The organism is Candidatus Mycolicibacterium alkanivorans, assembly GCF_022760805.1.
Taxonomy (GTDB): domain Bacteria; phylum Actinomycetota; class Actinomycetes; order Mycobacteriales; family Mycobacteriaceae; genus Mycobacterium; species Mycobacterium alkanivorans.
Genome location: NZ_JAIVFL010000001.1, coordinates 693,893 through 711,463 on the forward strand (window position 1 = coordinate 693,893; position 17,571 = coordinate 711,463).

General features: G+C 64.4%; 19 protein-coding genes. 16 read left to right on the forward strand and 3 right to left on the reverse strand.

Features of this window, described 5'->3' with window-relative positions; genetic code table 11:
• Nucleotides 1–26 precede the first annotated feature (26 nt).
• On the forward strand, nucleotides 27–1,043 hold the full coding sequence (locus tag K9U37_RS03470; protein WP_243070537.1) for a hypothetical protein: 1,017 nt from the start codon (nucleotides 27–29) through the stop codon (nucleotides 1,041–1,043).
• On the opposite strand, the gene K9U37_RS03475 is transcribed toward K9U37_RS03470, so the two are convergent.
• On the reverse strand, nucleotides 960–2,723 hold the full coding sequence (locus K9U37_RS03475) for a transposase (RefSeq protein WP_243070538.1): 1,764 nt from the start codon (nucleotides 2,721–2,723) through the stop codon (nucleotides 960–962). The two genes, K9U37_RS03470 and K9U37_RS03475, sit on opposite strands and share 84 nt — an antisense overlap.
• A gap of 382 nt (nucleotides 2,724–3,105) precedes the next feature.
• Between K9U37_RS03475 and K9U37_RS20305 the strand changes: the two genes are divergently transcribed.
• The gene (locus K9U37_RS20305) at nucleotides 3,106–3,381 is read left to right on the forward strand and encodes a LysR family transcriptional regulator (protein ID WP_372489555.1); all 276 of its coding nucleotides are present in this window, start codon (nucleotides 3,106–3,108) and stop codon (nucleotides 3,379–3,381) included.
• Nucleotides 3,382–3,806: 425 nt separating this feature from the next.
• Here the strand turns inward: K9U37_RS20305 and K9U37_RS03480 are convergent, their stop codons facing one another.
• On the reverse strand, nucleotides 3,807–4,184 hold the full coding sequence (locus K9U37_RS03480; RefSeq protein ID WP_308197324.1) for a winged helix-turn-helix transcriptional regulator: 378 nt from the start codon (nucleotides 4,182–4,184) through the stop codon (nucleotides 3,807–3,809).
• A gap of 43 nt (nucleotides 4,185–4,227) precedes the next feature.
• Here K9U37_RS03480 and K9U37_RS03485 point away from each other — a divergent pair, with 43 nt between their 5' ends.
• The 6 genes from K9U37_RS03485 to K9U37_RS03510 all read left to right on the forward strand — a co-directional run bounded on the left by K9U37_RS03485 (nucleotide 4,228) and on the right by K9U37_RS03510 (nucleotide 10,851).
• Nucleotides 4,228–5,010 carry an SDR family oxidoreductase gene (locus tag K9U37_RS03485; RefSeq protein ID WP_252393927.1) on the forward strand — a complete coding sequence of 261 codons (783 nt, stop codon included), beginning with the start codon at nucleotides 4,228–4,230 and terminating at the stop codon, nucleotides 5,008–5,010.
• Nucleotides 5,011–5,028: 18 nt separating this feature from the next.
• Nucleotides 5,029–5,496 (forward strand): SgcJ/EcaC family oxidoreductase, encoded by a 468-nt coding sequence (locus K9U37_RS03490; RefSeq protein ID WP_243070540.1) that lies wholly within the window; start codon nucleotides 5,029–5,031, stop codon nucleotides 5,494–5,496.
• A gap of 37 nt (nucleotides 5,497–5,533) precedes the next feature.
• Nucleotides 5,534–6,127 carry an LLM class flavin-dependent oxidoreductase gene (locus tag K9U37_RS03495; RefSeq protein ID WP_243070541.1) on the forward strand — a complete coding sequence of 198 codons (594 nt, stop codon included), beginning with the start codon at nucleotides 5,534–5,536 and terminating at the stop codon, nucleotides 6,125–6,127.
• Between the two features lie 128 nt (nucleotides 6,128–6,255).
• Nucleotides 6,256–7,035, forward strand: coding sequence for an ETEC_3214 domain-containing protein (locus tag K9U37_RS03500; protein WP_243070542.1), 780 nt, complete (start codon nucleotides 6,256–6,258; stop codon nucleotides 7,033–7,035).
• Between the two features lie 444 nt (nucleotides 7,036–7,479).
• Nucleotides 7,480–8,877, forward strand: coding sequence for an IS1380 family transposase (locus K9U37_RS03505; protein ID WP_243070543.1), 1,398 nt, complete (start codon nucleotides 7,480–7,482; stop codon nucleotides 8,875–8,877).
• A gap of 804 nt (nucleotides 8,878–9,681) precedes the next feature.
• Nucleotides 9,682–10,851: an ISL3 family transposase gene (locus K9U37_RS03510; RefSeq protein ID WP_243070544.1), complete on the forward strand. Its 1,170-nt coding sequence runs from the start codon at nucleotides 9,682–9,684 to the stop codon at nucleotides 10,849–10,851.
• A gap of 146 nt (nucleotides 10,852–10,997) precedes the next feature.
• Here the strand turns inward: K9U37_RS03510 and K9U37_RS20135 are convergent, their stop codons facing one another.
• Entirely contained in the window at nucleotides 10,998–11,384 is a 387-nt protein-coding gene (locus K9U37_RS20135; RefSeq protein ID WP_308197325.1) for a helix-turn-helix domain-containing protein, read from the reverse strand.
• A 354-nt stretch (nucleotides 11,385–11,738) separates the two neighbouring features.
• On the opposite strand from K9U37_RS20135, the gene K9U37_RS03520 reads away from it, so the two are divergent.
• From K9U37_RS03520 to K9U37_RS03550, 8 genes are all read left to right on the forward strand, one after another.
• Nucleotides 11,739–12,740, forward strand: coding sequence for an alcohol dehydrogenase catalytic domain-containing protein (locus tag K9U37_RS03520; protein WP_243073206.1), 1,002 nt, complete (start codon nucleotides 11,739–11,741; stop codon nucleotides 12,738–12,740).
• A complete protein-coding gene (locus K9U37_RS03525) occupies nucleotides 12,737–13,294 on the forward strand; it encodes a TetR/AcrR family transcriptional regulator (protein ID WP_243070545.1) in 558 nt (185 codons plus the stop codon). The genes K9U37_RS03520 and K9U37_RS03525 overlap by 4 nt, the downstream gene beginning before the upstream one ends.
• 97 nt (nucleotides 13,295–13,391) lie before the next feature.
• Entirely contained in the window at nucleotides 13,392–14,105 is a 714-nt protein-coding gene (locus tag K9U37_RS03530) for a methyltransferase family protein (RefSeq protein WP_243070546.1), read from the forward strand.
• Between the two features lie 656 nt (nucleotides 14,106–14,761).
• Nucleotides 14,762–15,028, forward strand: coding sequence for an SHOCT domain-containing protein (locus K9U37_RS03535; RefSeq protein WP_243070547.1), 267 nt, complete (start codon nucleotides 14,762–14,764; stop codon nucleotides 15,026–15,028).
• 244 nt (nucleotides 15,029–15,272) lie between these two features.
• A complete protein-coding gene (locus tag K9U37_RS03540; protein WP_243070548.1) occupies nucleotides 15,273–15,635 on the forward strand; it encodes a peroxidase-related enzyme in 363 nt (120 codons plus the stop codon).
• Between the two features lies 1 nt (nucleotide 15,636).
• Nucleotides 15,637–16,167: a carboxymuconolactone decarboxylase family protein gene (locus K9U37_RS03545; RefSeq protein ID WP_243070549.1), complete on the forward strand. Its 531-nt coding sequence runs from the start codon at nucleotides 15,637–15,639 to the stop codon at nucleotides 16,165–16,167.
• The gene (locus K9U37_RS19950; RefSeq protein ID WP_272888008.1) at nucleotides 16,164–16,286 is read left to right on the forward strand and encodes a hypothetical protein; all 123 of its coding nucleotides are present in this window, start codon (nucleotides 16,164–16,166) and stop codon (nucleotides 16,284–16,286) included. Before K9U37_RS03545 ends, K9U37_RS19950 begins: the two co-directional genes overlap by 4 nt.
• A 167-nt stretch (nucleotides 16,287–16,453) precedes the next feature.
• Nucleotides 16,454–17,299 carry an alpha/beta fold hydrolase gene (locus K9U37_RS03550; RefSeq protein ID WP_272888009.1) on the forward strand — a complete coding sequence of 282 codons (846 nt, stop codon included), beginning with the start codon at nucleotides 16,454–16,456 and terminating at the stop codon, nucleotides 17,297–17,299.
• Nucleotides 17,300–17,571: the final 272 nt, after the last annotated feature.

A 17,571-nucleotide genomic window follows, 5' to 3' on the forward strand; every position in this document is an offset into this window, starting at 1 on the left:
CTCCGCGCTCCCTAAGCAGGAACGCGGTGCCGATCGACTACGCGCGCCGCCGCCACCTGGACTACCGCGGGTTGCTCCCCGACGAACTCTGGTCTGAGATCTGCCAATCTACATTGATAACACCCGGCGCCGGCTTTAAGGCCGACATCACCCGAAGCGTGCTGTTCGAGCGTCTCAGTGGCCTGCCGGCGATCCGCTCACCATTCGCCGTCAACAGCAACGAGTTCCGCAGCAAAGCCGCAGCGTTCCCGCGCTTTCTGACCCCCGATTTCACGGCACGTCTGGATGAGGCTTGTCGACAGTTCCTCGACGATCACGACTTAACAGAGGAGCCTGCGACCTGGCATCCACCTCTGGACCTGCTTGGCGGACTGGACCTGCCTGGTGGCGACCCATCGAACATCGACATCACCGAGCTGCACCGCCTGGTGCGCGCCGAGAACCTCGCATTTACCGATATTGCAGACCAGCTGGGCACGACCATCGACGCCGTCCGACACATTCTTGAACTCCATCCAGCCCCCGTGCAGCTCACTCCCTCGCAACGACAATCCAGGGGAATTCCTTTCGCTGCGGTAAAGATGCAACTTCCCAAACCCACACTGGTCGACCTTTATCAGCACCAACGCCTCAGTCTCGATCAGATCGCGCACCGCGTCGGATCCAACGACAGGAGCATCGCCCGACTCATCCGCATGTACGAAATCCCGCTGCGGACACGTGCCGAGCGAACACGTGTGGCGATCGACCCGGACTGGCTGCGCGAACAGTACGTCACTCACGGCCGAACACTGACCGACATCGGACGTGAAGTCGGCCTGTCGGTCTCGCGAATGGGCCGGCGCGCCAAAGCCCACAACATAACGATTCGACCTCCAGGAGGCTCAACCACCGGCCACCGCACCCTCGAGTTAGCGCCGATTTTCACTCAGCGAATTGACCCTCATTTTGATGCCTGCTCATGCGAACTCGTAGCGCACGGTGCGGCCGCCGAGCCAGGGGACGGAGGTGGTGGGCAGGTTGGCTTGGCGCAGTACGGGTGAGTAGGTGCGCCGGTCGAGGCGGACCACGATCTGGTTGCCGTGGTTGAGGATGTGCCCGCCGGTGGACAGGAACCGGCGTTGCAGGGTGTCGGGGGTGGCGGTTGCGTAGCCGGGGATGCGGCGGCGCAGGGCGGCGCAAAGGGTGTGGGCAAGGACGGTGAGCACGACGTCGAGGTCGATGTTGAGGGGGACGGCTCCGGTGAGGGAGTCCAGGTGGAAGGAGCGGATCGCTTCGGCGAGGCGTTGCTCGATGTTCATTCTGCGGGAGTAGGTCTCGATGACCTGTTTGGCGGGCATCGAGTGCTGGTTGGTGATCAGGATGGTGGGCTCGTCGTGGCCCAGGCCGGCGACGGCGAGTTGACGCAGCGTGCCGGGGTAGGTCGATAGTCGCGCGGCGGGGTCTTCGATCATCTGGACGCGGCGGGTTCGGCCGCCGGCGCGGGCCACGGTCAGCTTCGTCCAGGCGCTGGTGGGTAGCGCGTGCAGGTGGGCGGTGAGTTTGGGGGTGCGGGCGCGCAGGGTGATGAAGCCGATGCCGCGCTGGGTCAGTTCGCCGAGCTGGGTTTGGGTGGTGACCTTGGAGTCCATGACGAGCAGGGCGGGGTGGGTGCCGGTGACGGTTTTCCAGTGCTCGGCGAAGTCGAGGACCTCGTTGTTCTGGGTGGCTTTGACGAGGTCGGCGTTGGCGTAGAGCAGGGCGTGGGAGTCGGCGTCTTCGGCGAAGAAGGTCAACACGCTGCGGGTGCGTTGCGAGCGTGAGGGCACGTAGTGTTTTTCCAGCGCGGCGTCCTCACCCCAGTGCATGACGGCATGGAAGTCCAGGTTCAGCACCTCGCCGGTGGCCAGGCCCGCGGCGACGGAAGCCTTGTCCAACGCGGTCAGGAACTTCTTCTGCTTGGCGTGTTGCAGGCGGTAGGAGTACGTGGTCAGCGCGGTCGTCTTGGGCAGGGCGGTGAGCCCGGTGAACAGCGCGGCGCCGGGGTCGGCGGCCAGATCGTGCACGTGGGAGACACGGCGGGTGCCGGTGAGCTTGACCGCCAGCAGAGCGAGCAGGTAGTTGATCGCGGGGATGTCGCGGGTGCCGGGGTAGCCGGCGGCGGTGACCAGTGCGGGCAGGTCCACGGCGAGCAGGTCGGGCAGCACGAGCAGCAGCCCGGCCATCCGGGTGGGCGCGTCGGTGGGCAGCTGGGCGTAGTCGTCGGCGGCCAGTGCGCGGGCCCGGGGCAGGTCTTGGCGCCGGGGGCCGCCGCGGGCGGCGTCGGGCCGGCGCCAGATCCGGGGTAGGCCGGCCTCGTTGATGACCTCGCTGATCCCGGTGCGGTTCAACCCGATGCCCTCGGCGGCCAGCTCGGCGGCGATCTCATCGATGGAGTACCCCTGCGCGCGCAGGGCGATGATCCGGGTCCGGGCGGCGTCTTTGCCGGGTGCGGTCTTGGGGCCGGGACGGGCATCGAGGAAGAAGTTCTTCGCCCCGGCGCGGAAGTCGGCCACCGCCGAGTGCAGCCCGGCGGTGGTGTAGCCGAACCGCTCGGCTACGGCCGCGGCGGGTTCACCGTCGAGCAGATAGGCCCGCAATGCCTCGTAGCGGGTCTGCGGGCCCACGGCGGGGACGGCGAAGAACTCGCCACCCACCCGGGCTGCTTGCGGGGCATTCGCTGACTGGTCGATACTGATAGTCAACCGTGCTCGGTCACGGCGATCAAGGACCTGCGAACGCGTGTCGCCCGACTCGGGGGTTGATCGCGCCAGAACCCTTGAAATAGCAGCAATGTAGTTCCAGTTGCCGTCGGTTGACATTCGGGTCCTTCGACCGGATGGGCTCAGTGCCAGCCGGGTATTAACTGATCAGTCAGCGATATGCCTTCACTATGTCGCGCCGCGATCACATCACCGCGCACCGAATCGCCTTGCTACGCAACCCATCCAAACCTGGCGACGCCATCAGCTACGATCTGCGCGAACCCACGATCAGATAATCACCGCTCCGCGAAAATCGGCGTTAGCAAGAGTGGCGGCGGGATTTCCGATCCTGCGGCCAGCTTTGATCGACACAGCAAGCTGGGTGCGTTTGCAGCGCTTCGCCGCTGCGGCCGACCACAACTCGCTCAGAACAGCTGCGCGTGTCCTCGGGACTCACTCGGGGCGCCTGTGCAAACAGATCGATCGACTCGAACGCGACCTCGGTGGCCAGCTCCTGGTCCGAACGCCAACCCGTTACCAGCGGATGCAACTGACGCCGCTGGGAACCGAAGTGAGAGCGGCGGTCCGAAACGCACTGGAAATGGAGATCGGTTGCGTCTACACGGATCCCGCAGCCACCGCCGCCAGTCATGGCTGACTCAAGCCCATCTCGCAACGGCTGTGACCCCGCCGCTTCCTTCCGCCCTCTTGATGCGATGAAGGGGCGGGGCCTCCGCTCCTCGTGACGTTCCCGGCGGATGCTGGGGGTGTTCACTATCGACGAATCATGGGAGGCCCTATGAACGAGTATGACGGCAAGCAGTTCGTCGGGATCGATATCTCTAGGTGGTGAGCCGGCATGTTTGACGTCCACGACGGTGAGGACCGTGGGGTTTACGGCGCTGTCGTGGAAGGGTTGTCTGCAGGTACGCGTTCACAGTCACCCTTCAGAGAGTCGGGGTGCGCGATCCCGTCAGTTGATAGCGCTTACCGCGGTGCACTACTCAGGCGGTGCCCCAACGCAGGTCAGACGCCTAAGAGTGCCTCAGATCGAATGCCAACCGACAGCTACCCATGCGGTACTCAGTCGGCAGTACCGCGGGCTGGGTGTTCTCGCTTGGCTTGCGGCGGTCGTGAACGCCAGCATTTGGACCAGTCCCATACCGTGCAAAGCGCACCGGCTAGCTGTGCGCCAATCGCCGTCAATTCCCAGGCGCCAGTAGCGTTTTTGGTCACGACCTCTGCTGCCGCCAGTTGCTGAAGGCGTTCGGAGAGCATGCTCGATGAGCAATTTCCCATACGTCGCCGCAGCTCCAGGAAACCCAGGGGGCCACCACTCTGAAGTTCCCAGATCACCCGCAGAATCCACCGCTGCCCGAGTAGCTCCATCGCGGCCAGCATCGGTGCGACCGATGGATCGTGGCCGCGATCGACGACCTGGAGGCCTCTTGCGCTTCTCATTTAGAATCATCATAGTTGGTTCTAAACCAGAAGCAATTTTTGGATGGAGGGGCTTGCCTTGCAACCGACAGCCCACGAACCACGGATCGTTTTGGTGACCGGGGCGTCTCGAGGAATCGGGGCCGAGGTCGCACGACAGCTCTCCGATCCGGGCACCCACGTGGTCATCAACTACCGAGAAAAGCGCAAGCGGGCTATCAGCGTGGTTGACGACATCCGCCGTCGCGGAGGACACGCCTCCGCGGTCCAGGCCGATCTCACCGACACCGCCGCCGTTGCATCGATGATTGCCGGTATAGCCAGTCAGTTCGGGCGATTAGACGCGTTAGCGCTCAACGCATCTGGAGGACTCGAGCGAGGCGCCGACCCCAGCTACGCGATACGCCTGAACCGGGACGCGCAACTGAACCTCACACATTCAGCGCTTCCGCTGATGACGACGGGGGCGCGGATCGTGTTCATCACCAGCCACCAAGCACACTTCTACCCCGAAAAGCCCGTACCAGACGACTACGTACCGATCGCCCAGAGCAAGCGGGCGGGCGAAAACGCCCTGCGAGACCTACAGCCCCGACTGAGCCAACACGGTGTTGGACTCGCCGTTGTGTCCAGCGACATGATCGACGGCACGATCATCATCCGCCTGCTGGAGCGTCGCGATCCCGCCAGTGTCGCCGCCCGGCGCGCACATGCACCGCTACCAACGGTCGAAGAGTTCGCCGCAGCCATCGTCACAGCAATCAACAGCTCCGACCAGAACGGCCGCACGACCTACGTCGGCGGCGCCGACTATCGGACCGCAACGGCGCAGATCGGCCAAGTATGAAACGAAAGGGGCAGCCTCATGGCCAACGACCTGCCGGAATCCACACCGAGTAGTCGCGAAGACGAAGACGCCATCCGGCAGCTGCTTTCTCGTCAAGTTGGCGGCTGGGACGCAGGGGATCCAGAGGCCTACGCAAGCGCGTTCACCCCCGACGCCGACTACGTGGCTTTCCTGGGCAGCCACTACAAAGGCCGCGACGCGATCGCAAAGTCTTATGCCCCGCTGTTCAAAAAGCTCCTGCGCGGATCGCGCTTGGATACCGACATCACCCAGCTACGGTTCCTGACACCTGACGTGGCGCTCATCCACGCGACTGCCGTGGTCGCAAAGGGGTCACGCCGCCGGAATCCCCGGACCACCAGAGTGAACACCAGCATCGCCGTGCGGACCAACGATGGATGGCTGTTGGCTGCCTCGCAGAACACCACACATCGCCGGATTGCTGAAAAACTGATGCGCCAGCTGGTTTCACGACAATCCGATTAGGTTAGCGCTGCCGGATGCGATCACTCCCGGCTGTCTAATGCAGCTCACCACGCTCGACGTGCTCAGCGACGGCCGCCTCGACGTCGGGGTGGGAGTTGGCTGGATGAGGGACGAACACGACATCGCCCGCGGGGCGGACTGGCGCCGCCGCGGGCGGATGCTCGACGACGTGTTGGCGTTCCTGCAGGAATGGTGGACGACCACCCCGGTGTCGTGGGACAGCGAGTTCTTCTCCCTGCCGGCGGTGCATGCAGACCTTCGCCCGGTCCAAGCTGGTGGTCCGCCCATCTGGATCGGCGGCACCAGCGAGGCCGCGATGCGTCGTGTCGGCCGCTTCGGCACCGGCTGGCTCGGGGTCGAGGGCCTGCAGGATCCCGACCACTTGTGGTCGATCGCCCGCCGTGTGGCGGAGGACGCCGGCCGCGACCCCGAAGCGCTCAAGACCGCCATGCGGATCAGCCTCGAACCCGGCACGTCCGTCGACTCAGTGGTCGACAAGATCGAACGCTTCTCGAACGACGGAGTCGATGAGGCAATCGTGGACGCCTTCGCACTGTTCCCAAGCCTCGATCAAATGCTCGATTTCGCCAGCCAGATAGTCACCACATGGAGTAATCGGCGAACGACTTGACGGCACAGCCGCATTACTGGCCGGCCAGCCCGGATTTACACGATAAGGAGTATTCGTCATGAACATCAGCTCAGCGCTAGTAACGCGCGTACACGGACCACCGTGAAATTTTGAGGTAGGCTCAAATGATGACGACAATGGTCGTGAACGGAATCGCCATCGGTGCCGGAGCAGCCACAATCTTAGCTACCCTATTCGGACTATGGTCGTTTATTAGAAGAATCTGGAGATGCACCGTCGGGCGTCGAAGAGCGCAAGCTTGGCTGCTGGATCAGCTCGCGTGCTACTCGTCCAAAAAATACGTTGAAAGCCTTTTCGGTCAAGTGCAATTTCAAGCTACCGATAATGGGCTAACACAATGTACTTACACCCTGCCAGGCGCCTGGGTGACGGCAGAGTATGACGAACGGGACGTGATGGTTGCATTCAGTATCGTCATACGAAGTGAGCGATTCTGGTACTCAACAGAACGGCTCACTTTCGGAAATTTGATACTGAAACTCGGGAAGGACACCCTGCCTGCCCCCAACCTGGCGCGCGCCTCGGTAAACGCTTGGCTCGGGGCGCACACGATAGGGCTATCAATCCACGAATATTTTGGAAACCCGGGCCAGTACCAGGACTATTGGTTATCGCACAACATGGTTGGCGCTGGGACAATGGAGATATCCGCTCCCTATCGAAGCGGGGAATACGGTAATTCAGGCACACCTCCCGACCCGAACAAGATCGTGATAAACACCCTGACCGTCCTTGGACCTAACGGCAGTAACTTCAAGAAGAGTTTCTTGGAACGCGACGTGATGGGTCCACATAACGATATTCTAAGGCTCGCCGGATATTGGCGCCCGCCCTTTGCCTGGAATCTCCGAAATATACTACATCGCTCGTCAGGTAAGAACTGCTGATCATTTGCGCAATAATAAGATTATGTTCGCGTCAAATTATCTCAATCGCAGAAGTACTATTTCTGACGGAACTATTTCTGACGGACGTTAGTTAGTTTAGACTAAAACACTTCCCGCCAGCAGCGTGCAGCCTTCGATGCTTGCGCGAACCCGACCTCGGCGATCACCTCGATCGCCGCAGAGACAATCTGGGCTTTACGTGTTGTGCGAGTAGACGACTCGGATCGAATGGGTGAGCGGCATGAACCGACCATAGGTCGGTGCCTCAGCGATCTGAAGGTGTGATCACCCGAATTCAGACCGGTTCATCAAATTGTTGGCCTAGCCTCGATTTTTCGCGCAATGCCCCGGGTGGAGTGTGTTGATACGCGAAAGTGCCTGTCCTGCAAGGAATAATAGGACTTCTTAACGGTTCCATTAGCCTGGCTGGAAGGCACTTCGCAGGTGGAGAGTAGCGCAGCGGTTTCCCGAGTGAAAGTGTCCGCGGATGGTCATGGCGTCGTGTCTCACGCCGGGGTGGGGATGCTGCGGGAACTGGCGGATCTGTCCGGGCTGTCGGCGGGGGTCACCGCGGCGTTGGCCGACACCTATCGGGGCCCGTGGATCTACCCGCCGGGGGCGGTGTTCGCCGATCTCGCCGCGGCGGTCGCTGACGGCGCGACCTGCATCGACGGGGTCGGGCAGTTGTGCGGGGACCGTGAGCACGTGTTCGGTCCGGCCGCCTCGACGACCACGATGTGGCGGCTGGTCGACGAGCGGATCGACGCCGCGCACCTGCCGGCGATCCGGGCGGCGCGCTGCGATGCGCGGGCGGCGGCGTGGGCTGCCGGGGCTGCGCCGGCCGCTGGCAGGTGGCTGCACATCGACCTCGACGCCACCATCACCATCGACCATTCCGACAACAAGGAGAACGCGGCCGCGACCTGGAAGAAGACCTACGGTCACCACCCGCTGCTGGCGTTCCTGGACCGCCCCGAGGTCGCCGGCGGCGAAGCGCTGGCCGGGCTGCTGCGAGCGGGCAACGCCGGCAGCAACACCGCCGCCGATCACATCACCGTGTTGGGCTGGGCGCTGGAATCGCTGCCGGCCGCCTACCGACCCGACCCGCACGATCCCACCGCCCACAAGATCCTGGTGCGGTCGGATTCCGCCGGTGCCACGCACAAGTTCGCCGCCGAATGCCGCAGGCAAGGGGTGGGGTTCTCGTTCGGGTTCGCCGTCGACGCCCGCGTGCGCGACGCGGTCGACACCCTCAACCTCGCCGAGGCCTGGTATCCGGCGATCGACTCCAGCGGCGCGATCCGCGACGGCGCCTGGGTCGCCGAGGCCACCGGCCTGGTCGAGATGAGCAGCTGGCCCGAGGGCACCCGGCTGATCCTGCGCAGGGAACGCCCCCACCCCGGCGCGCAGCTGCGGTTCACCGACGCCGACGGGATGCGGGTCACCGCCTTCATCACCGACACACCCAACGGCGTCGTCGACGGGCAACTCGCCGGCCTGGAGCTGCGGCATCGCCAACACGCCCGCGTCGAGGACCGCATCCGCGAGGCCAAAACCACCGGGCTGCGCAACCTGCCCTGCCACGGCTTCGATGCCAACGCTGCCTGGCTCGAAATCATCCTCACCGCAACCGATCTCGTGGCCTGGACCAAACTCATCGGCTTCGCCGACCAGCCCGACATCGCCGGCTGCGAGATCGACACCTTCCGCTACCGCGTCCTGCACGTCGCCGCCCGCATCACCCGCGCCGCCCGACGCACCCACCTGCGCATCGACGCCACATGGCGCTGGGCCCACGCCATCGCCACCGCATGGCAGCGTCTGCGCACCGCCTTCGGTTGACCACCGCACCACACGTCCACCACGACCCGAAAGACCCACCGGCCCTGGAAAGCCCGCCACACCGAGCGACACCGGCCAAACCGTCACACCCACCCACCGAAACCGCGCCCGAACAGCCCCAGCCGACCCCGAACCGCACTCCGACCAATTCGCACGCAAAATCGAGGCTAGAACCGCTCGAGTCCGGTCAAACGGTTGGCGCGTCGAGCGATTCGTAGGAATTGAAGCGGATTGTGAGACAAATGCCGGTGCAGCGGCCGTGAGACAACTCAGAGACTCCCAGGTCAATCCCACCGTCAGATGCAGTCGAACCTGAGAATCTACACCTCACATGTAGTGTCTCACAATTGATTTCATTTTCTCACGATGGATTGCAGCTCCAACGCAAGAATCGCAAAAGGCCGTGTCATTTGGGTGTGTCAGCTGCTCGGCGGTGGGAAATGAAGCGGTTCGTGAGACAAACCGCGGTGCAGCCATCGTGAGACGGTCCAGAAACGCCCAGGTCAGCGATGCAGCCAAACGTGAGAACCTACAAGCGGCGGTAGTAGGTTCTCACGAGGCGTGTTCTCCAGATTCCGTGTGTCTCATGAGACATCGGGCCTATCGCGGTGTGGAGGACGCGGCGCCATGGCGCACGTTCCGATGGCATCACGGTCAGAAGCATTATTCGGGCACGTATTTTTGGCTCTCCTGACGTCGATGTGGATCACCGAGCGTGTGGTATGGGGCAGCGATGGTGAGTGGGGCGCACGGACGGTGATCTAGGTTCGAAGGCTCTGACCCCAATCGATCCAGGAGCCGTCCGTGCGCGCATCAACCCTACTCAATTCCCTGTTCGACCTGCCCGGTGTGCGGGTCGGCAAGGCTGCCGTGGTGGACGGTGAGCTGCAGGTGACAGTCAGCCTGCGCCGGCGGCGGCTGTGCTGCCCGCAGTGTTCGTTTACCACCCGGCACCGCTATGACACCCGTGAGGTGGACTCATCGTGGCGACATCTGGACATGGGTGGGCGGGTATGCCGGATCGTGTTGCGCCGCAGACGGCTGCGCTGCTGCGAGCATGGTGTGTTGGCCGAAGCGGTGCCGTTCGCGCGTCCTGATTCCCGCCACACCCTCGACTTCGAGGATCTGGTGGCGTGGCTGGTCACCAAGACCGACAAGACCACCGTGAGCACCTTCGCCCGCATCGCCTGGCGCACCGTGGGCGCGATCTGCGAGCGGGTCGCCGCCGACGTGTTAGACCCCGACCGGCTGCGCGGGCTGGTCGACATCGGCGTCGATGAGATCTCCTGGCGCACACACCACCGGTATTTGACGCTGGTCTCCGACCACGACAGCGGCACCATCGTGTGGGGCAAACCCGGTAAGGACACCGACACCTTGGGCGCGTTCTTCGACGAGCTGCCCGACGGCGGCGCATCCATCGAGGCGGTGTCGATGGACATGGGACCGGCCTACGCCAAAGCCGTGCGCGAGCGGGCACCAGCGGCGGTCATCTGCTTTGATCCCTTCCACGTTGTCAAAGTCGTCACCGATGCGCTTGAGGCGGTGCGCCGCCAGGTCTGGCAGGCCGCCCGTGCGCTGCCCGACCAGCAGATCGCCAAAACCTTCAAGGGGGCGCGCTGGGCGCTGCTGAAAAACCCCGCCGACCTCACCGACATGCAGGCCCAAACCCTACGGGAAATGAAACGCAGCGGTGGAATGCTTTGGCGCGCCTACCAACTCAAAGAAGCGCTGCGCGAAGTCTTCGCCGGCGACCTGGATGCCGGCACTGTCGGCGAGCTCCTCGACCGCTGGTGCGCACGCGCCCAGCGCAGCCGCATCCCCGAGTTCATCAAAGCCGCACGTACCATCCGCAAACACCGCGCCGGCATCGACGCCGCTATCGATCGCGGACTGTCCAACGGCCGCCATGAAGGGCTCAACACCAAGGTTCGACTTCTCATCCGACGCGCCTACGGCTTCCACAGCGCCTAGGCCGCGCTAGCGCTCATCCTCCTGGCGTGCGGACCCGTCACCCTCGAACTCCCATACCACACCCAGGGTCATCCACATTCACGTCAATAGAGCCGTATTTTTCAGCCACTCGGAGCGACCATGTGATCTACGAGTCCCGTTTGGAGTTAGCGCGACTGCTCCTCGCTGACTTCGATACCTCGGTGGACGGGATCGTGGCGCAACCGTTCCTCTTCGTCGCGAATGTCGACGGCAAGCAGAGCAAGCACATACCGGATTATCTGCTGATCGCCAAGGTTGGACCGGTCGTGGTGGACGTGAAACCCTTGCGGCACTTGACCAAACCGGCCGTCGCCCGAACATTCGCTTGGACGGGCGACCATCACTTCCACTGCAGTCTCGACCCATTGGTCATCGACGCGGCCCGTCGGTGACCCCGAAGGCGCGGATTCCACTAAGCCGGCTTCGCCGCTTTGCCGAAAATCGTTGACCCAGCGCCGCAGCGTGCGCAGCCCGACACCCAGTTCCTCGGCTTTGGCCTCGTAGCGGCGCATCAACGCAACCCGCGGATCGAACTGGACGCGAGGCTCCACCGCGCCCGCGATGCGGCTAACGTGCAGGCCTGCGTTCGGGGACGGGGCGCGCTCTACCTCGGTAGTTCCGAAGACACCGGGGACGAGCGCTGATCGCGCTGGACTGGGCGACGGCGAGGTGCCGAGACGAACCTCGGCGCCGTAGCGGAGCCGCGGATGCGCTCCGAACGATCGAGAGGCGGCCGCGCCGACGGGCCTGCGCATCGGGCGGCGCAGGCCTTGACTAGTACAAGTGTATTAACTTACCGTCTGCGCTAATACAAGCGTCTTAGTCCTGCACATCCAACCGGAGGAAGCTAGATGCAGACATTGATCGTGACCGCGCCGGGTCAGTTGGCCTGGTCAGACACGCCTGTCCCGCGCTTGCAGGACGCGCATGCCGCGCTGGTGCGTCCCGTCGTGGTCGCCACGTGCGACTTCGACCACCTGATCGTCAGCGGACGGGCGCCCGTCGCGTACCCCGTGCAGATTGGCCACGAGATGGTCGCCGAGGTCGTCGACGTCGGCGAGAAGGTCCAAAACGTCCAGCCCGGTGATCGCGTCGTCGTCCCCTTCCAGGTGAATTGCGGAAGCTGCGCGCAGTGCACCGCCACGCGCACGAGCTGCTGCACCGCGGTGCCGTGGTTGTCCTGCTACGGCCTCGGTGCGGGTGCTGGAGACTGGGGCGGCGCGGTGAGTGATGCCGTGCACGTGCCCTACGCCGACGCGATGCTGCTCGCGCTCCCGGAGAAGCTCGCGCCCGAGGTCGCCGCAGCCGCGGGCTGCAACCTCACCGACGCCTACCGCTGCGTCGTGCCCCAGTTGCGCGACGCGCCTGGCTCCCCCGTGCTGATCGTCGCCAACGGCTTCCAGAACATCGGGCTCATGTGCGTCGCCTTCGCCCGCACGCTCGGCGACGCATCCGTCTGCGTCTTCGGGCTCGCCCCGGAGCTCGAGCGACGCGCCCGCGCCATGGGCGCCACGATCCTCGACAGCGCCGCCGACATCGAGCGCCACGCCTACCCCATCGTCGTCGAGGCCAGCCTCGACGACGACCTGCTGGCGACCGCGCTCAGCGCCACAGCGCCGGGCGGGACATGCACGATCAGCGCGATGTACACCAAGCCCCAGACTCCCGTGCCAATGCTCGACCTCTTTGCCGCGTGTGCCACGATCCACACGGGTCAACCGCACGTTCGCGGGTTGCTGCCCGACGTGCTGGCCCTAGTCGCCTTGCCGACGTTCCCCAGCGGCGAGCTGGTCGACGCCGTGCACCCATGGAACGAGGCGATTACCGCGTTCACGTCCCCCGGCAAGCACATCATCACCCGCCCATGACCACGACGCGCCAGCAGATGATCGACACCGGTGTGCGCCTCTTCCAGCGCGGCGGCTACTACGCCACCACATGGCGAGGATTGGTCGAGGAGGCCGGCGCTCCCTGGGGATCGATCAACCACCACTTCCCCGGCGGCAAACAGGAGCTCGCCATCGAGGCGATCCGCGTCGGCGCAGCCGCCGTCGACGCACTGATCGAGCATTGCTTCAGCGCAAACCAAGACCCGGCTGACGCGGTCGCCAACTGGTTCGCTCTCAGCGCGGATCTGATGGTCGCCACCGACTACACGACGGGCTGCCCCGTCGCGACCGTCGCCCTGGAGATGGTCGCCACACCCGGCCCCGTCCGCGATGAGACCACGCACGCCTTCGACCGCTGGCAGGCGACACTCGCGCGACAGTTCGCCACGGCAGATCGCGCAGACGCCGACGCACTCGCCACCGCTGTCCTCGCCCTACTCGAAGGCGCCCTGCTCCTCGCTCGCGCCCGTCAGGACCGCGAACCCTTGACTATCGCCGGCACCCAAGCTCGCAGACTCATCGACACCCACTGACCGCGGCACCCTCCGCCACGCGCATGAACCCCCGGGGGGCGCGCGACGTCGGGGAGGTACGAGCGGTCCGTCGCGTAGGTCGCAACGTCACCACGATATGGCATGGGGGGAATCTACAGGCGCCGCCCACTTCGCACTGCCCTTCGGAGACGACGAGCGTGTCGTCGGCTTCGGTGTGATGGGTCTGCCCTTCGCCAGCGGCCACTACCTCGCCTACCGCGACTTTCCCGCCACGTCGTTCTCGCCGGGCTACCGCTCGGTGTGGCATCGACATCCCGACGGGGTGTGGACGTTCTACGCGACCACGCCGGGACCGCTCAGCTGCGCCCGCTACTTCAGCTCCGCAACCCCGGCCGAGCCCGTCCAATGCGACATCGAGGCGAGCTGGCCCCGCGCATGGTCACTCGCCGTTTCCATTGCAGGCGTCCTGGGGCAGTGGCGCACGATTCCCTTCGTGATCTGGGACCTGACGTATCCGCCTGCGCGGTTGGCGGTGTGGACGCTGTTCTGGCTGGGCTGGGCGATCGTGCTCGCCGCGACGTTCATGATCCGGGTGGTGCGCCACCCGCTGATGCTGGGATTCCTCATCGCGTTCTGGTCTGCGCCCACAATGACGGTCGGGCACTTGCTGTTCGCGTCGGCCACGACCGGCTACATCCTCATCGCGCTGCAACTCGAGGAGCGCGACCTGCTCGCCACGTTGGGCGCCCGCTATGCCGCATACCGGCAGATGGTGCCGATGCTCATGCCGCTGCCCCGGATACGTCGTCCTGCCTCGACACGGCTGACCGCCCCAGACCGGCTGCCCTAACCCTCCTCAGCCATTGCATCGTTTCATATGTGCCTACGCACCCATGGCACTGCGCGGCCAGGGCGGGCTCTGGCGCGCCGCACGCCGAGTCGTAGGAATTGCAAGCCGTTGTGAGACAAACCAGTGCGCAGTTGCCGTGAGACAAACGTGAAGTGAGTAGGTCAGAAAGGCTTGAAATGCGTTCAGCGGAGAGAACTTACACGGCATGAAGTCTCACAACCAATTTCATTTCTCATGATCGAATGCATCGGAGGCAAGACAATCGTAAAAGGCCAGGTCGTCTCGGCCTGTCGGCGGCGCACCTGTAGGGAATGAAGCGTTTCGTGAGACAAACCGCGGTGCAGCCTGCGTGAGACGGATCGAGGAGTCGCAGGTCAGAGGCCGGCCATATGCAGCGAAACGTGAGAACCTACAAGCAGCAGCTGTCGGCGTGTAGATTCTCAAGTTTGACTGCAGTGTCTAAAGTTTGGCTGCGGCCTGGGACGCAGCCTTGAGAGCAGACCGGGGCGGTATCAACCCCGCTGCGGACGACGGCATGAATGACCTGTTTCTGACTTTGCGATAGAGGTGTATCCCTATTTGCCCGCAGATCGTCCTTAATGCCAGGAGCATCGGCCGCAAAGGGGCGCGCTCACGGAACCAGGAGGTCAGATCGTATGTGGTGGTGTAACGGCTCCTGGGGCCACGCCTGGTGGCCGGTGATCATGCTCATGGGCGTGTTCACGGTCATCTGGTTGGCGATGATGGCCCGCACCATGAGCCACGCCATGCCCCGCTCCCACACCGGCGAATCAGAACGCCACGGGCCGGATATGCATCAGCGCATCCTCGCCCACCGCCTGGGGAGCGGAGACATCGATATCGACGAGTACGAGCGGCTCCGCGACGCGCTCCAACGGCGCGCCGACGCGGCCCGGACTTAGTGAGGTCTGCCATGTCGAACTTAGCCAACGCACAGGCCGCGTGGATCACCGTGCCGTCTCCCAACGAGTTGCCCGCCGAGGTCGCCAGCGAGATCGGTGAGGTCTCCGAGCGGATCGGGTTCGTACCGAACGTCGCGCGCCTGCTCGCGGTGACGCCTCGGCGCTTCGTGGGCTGGTGGAGGTACTTCGATGAGCTGATGCGCGGGCCCTTGGGCCTCTCCAAGACCCAGCGGGCGATGATTGCGTGGTCATCTCAGCCGAAGCCCGCTGCCCCTACTGCGAGGCTGCGCACGCGGCCGCGCTGCGGCTGCGCACCAAGGATCCTGTGCTGGTCGACCGTCTCGCCGTCAACTACCGCCACGTCGAGCTTTCGCACCAAGACAAGGTGATGCTCGATTTCGCGGTCAAGCTGACCCACACGCCCGAGGCATGCGATGGACGCGACGTTGCCCGGCTACGGGAGGCCGGGTTCACCGACGTAGACATCCTGCACATCGTGGAAGTCACGGCGGTCTTCAACTACAACGTGCGTCCTGCCACGGCCACCGGGTTGTTCCCCAACCCCGAGTACCACCAGCTCGGCCGAGCCGCAGTGAAGGAGAACTGACATGGCACTGGAACAAAAGGACAAGGAACTGGTCGCCGTCGGCGCGAGCATCGGCGCCTTGTGCCGTCCCTGCCTCGACCATCACATCCCGGCCGGCCGCGACGCCGGGCTCACCGAGGCTGAACTCGCGCGGGCGGTCGAGGTCGGCGAAGCCACCCACCGCAGCGCCGTGGAGCTATTGTCGCGACGCGGCCGCGAACTGCTGCACACCACCGCAACGCGGCCCGGCGGGCCCGTCCAACTTGAACCCACTTCACGACAAGACGAGCTGGTAGCGCTGGGCGCCAGCATCGGAGCTAACTGCCACCCGCTCCTGGAGCAGCACATTGCTGGAGCCCACCAGCAGGGACTGACAGCAAGCCAAGTGCGCTCAGCGATCAAGATGGCCGAATTCGTCCAGCAGCACGCAGCCGAAGTCACCGCCGGTAAAGCCGCTGCCGCCATCGAGGCAGCCGAGCCCAGTCCACCGGCCGCTGGTGAGATGAACGCGCCGACGTCCGCTTGCGACGCGACAGAGGAGGAATCGAGATGAAGAAGGTGATGATCGGCGCTGCGGTCATCGCGGCGGCGCTTGTGTTGCCGCGCACTGAAATTGGCGAGCACGCCCTCACTCTTGATGCACACGAACAACGACGTGGTTCGTCGCCATGACGACGGCGTGGTCACAACGCGGCTTGCGATGCCAACTTGAAGTGGCCCCCCGGCCCCCAAGTAGTTCGCGTTCATTCGCGGCCTGGGGTCATTCGTGAAATGGGTGTGTGGTTAGTCGTGGCGGTACCAGCCGCGGGCGTCGCGATCGTTAAGGGAGCTGCACAGACATGAAGCCAGATGGTGGTGCCGATATCGGCGATGTGATTCGACTCGCGGACGGGCGAACGATCGGATACGTCGAGTACGGCGACCGAGACGGGCGGGCGTTGTTGTACTTCCATGGCCATCCCGGTTCTCGACTTGAGGCAGAGTTGTTGGCTCCAGCCGCCGAGGACGGCGGCATCCGCCTGCTTGGTGTGGATCGCCCGGGCATGGGGCTATCGAGCTATCAGCCCCGACGCCAGCTGCTGGACTGGCCCACCGATGTGGCCGAACTTGCCGACCGGCTCGGTATTGACAGGTTCTCGGTCGTCGGGGTCTCCGGCGGCGGCCCCCATGCCGCGGCGTGCGCGTACCGGATCCCGGGCCGTCTCAACGCCTGCGGACTGGTGTCGACGGTTGGCCACCTCAACCCCACCATGGCCCTTCTGGCCAGGACGATGCCCTGGGTCGCGACCCCCCTCACGCGGGGCCTGTTCGCCGACGCCAAGCGTGGACAGCGATGGCTGCGGCGCTTCGCGCACCGCTGGGTCGAGCCGGATCGGCAGGCCCTCGATCAACCCGGTGTCGCTGAGCTCATGGCGGCCACACTCGCCGAGGCGTTCCGGCAAGGCGCACGCGGCCCCGCCCACGAAGGCACGCTATTCGGACGCCCTTGGGGTTTCACAATGCGCCAAATCGGATTGCCGCGGATATATCTGTGGCACGGCGAGCTTGACCGCGCGATACCGGTCAGCGCAGCCCACGCGATCGCCGATGAGCTACCGCACTGCGAAGCCACCTACTATCCCCACGACGGACACATCTCCCTGATTGTCAACCACTCCGGGGAGCTCATGGCGGCGTTCGAATAGAGCGAGGCCATGTCATCCCGGGGCACCATTCGGACCGTGCCGCCGACGGATGGAAGTGGCCGCCCTTCGCGGGCCCCCAGGATCATCGCCACGCTGATGGTGCACACGACCGCAACGAACAGCCAGGGTTCTTCGTCAGTTTCGATGACGAATTGCCTTGCAGTGGTCGTCATTTCGAGTGCCTCTCAACACGCTTGCCGCACTCCGGCGCTTCGGGCCGGCGATACAGGAGCGCGGCATGAACAAGTGCCACGAAATGATGAACAGGTGCC